This window comes from Burkholderia sp. Tr-862 (genome assembly GCF_011753085.1).
GTDB lineage: Bacteria > Pseudomonadota > Gammaproteobacteria > Burkholderiales > Burkholderiaceae > Burkholderia > Burkholderia ambifaria.
In genome coordinates this window covers 1-1,022 of sequence record NZ_VWWG01000388.1, presented here as the reverse complement: position 1 = coordinate 1,022, position 1,022 = coordinate 1, and the positions used below count along the sequence as shown (strand labels likewise).

Annotated in this window: 1 protein-coding gene; it reads left to right on the top strand. The window is 73.0% G+C overall.

The genetic code is table 11. The annotated features are described in order from the left end of the window. Nucleotides 1–1,022, top strand: a 1,022-nt coding sequence (locus tag F3J14_RS35050; protein WP_166726769.1) for an iron chelate uptake ABC transporter family permease subunit, incomplete at both ends; no start/stop codon positions are given.

Sequence of the window (1,022 nt, the reverse complement as noted above, 5' to 3'; positions counted from 1 at the left end):
TGCGACCCGGCTCGCCGCGACGATCGTCGCGGTCGCGTTCACGAGCGTCGCGGTCAGTATCGCGGGCCCGCTGTCGTATGTCGGGCTCGTCGCGCCGAACCTGCTGCGTCAGGTGCGCGGGGCCCGCGCGGCGCGGCTCGGCGTACTGGTGCCGCTGTCGGCGCTTGCGGGCGGTGCGCTCGTGCTGGTCACCGACAGCGCAGTGCTCGCGTCGGGCCTCGACGCGACGCTGTCGACGGGTGTCGCGATCGCGCTCGTCGGCACGCCGCTGATGCTCGCGATGATCCGGCGCGGCGCCGCGTGGTCGGGCGTGCTGCATGCGCAAGCCGAACGCGCGGCCGGCAGCGGCTCGACACGCTTGGTCGGCTGGCTCGAAGGGCTCGGCTGGCCGCTGCGCACCGTGCTGTTCGTCGCGGCTGGCGTGCTCGCGGTGTTCGTCGGCGTGTCGGCCGGCCCCGAATGGCTGTCGCCCGCGCGCTGGTCCGCCGCGCTGTCGGGCCACGATGCGCTCGCGCGGATGCTGATCGACCTGCGCATGCCGCGGCTGCTGTGCGCACTGCTCGCGGGCGCGCTGCTGGCGGTGAGCGGCGTCGCGATGCAGAGCGTCGTGCGCAACCCGCTCGCCGGCCCCGAAGTGCTCGGCGTCACGCAGGGCGCGGGGCTCGTCACGCTGTTCGCGTTGTCGACGTGGCCGCTGATGGGCCACGTGACGCTCGCAGCAGCCGCATTGACCGGCGGTGCGCTGTCGCTCGCGATCACGCTCGTGCTGAATCATCGGCATCGTTACGCACCGCTCGCGGTCGCGCTGACCGGTATCGCGATCGGCGCGCTGTGGACCACGCTCGCGCAATGGCTGATCACGCAGGAAAGCGTGCAGCCCGCGCGCTTCGTCGTCTGGCTCGTTGGCGGTACCTACGGCCGCAGCTGGGGCGAGGTGTCGATGCTGCTGCCGTGGTGCGTGCTCGCGGTACCCGTATTCGCCTGGCTCGCGCGGCCGCTCGACATGCTCGCGCTCGGCGACA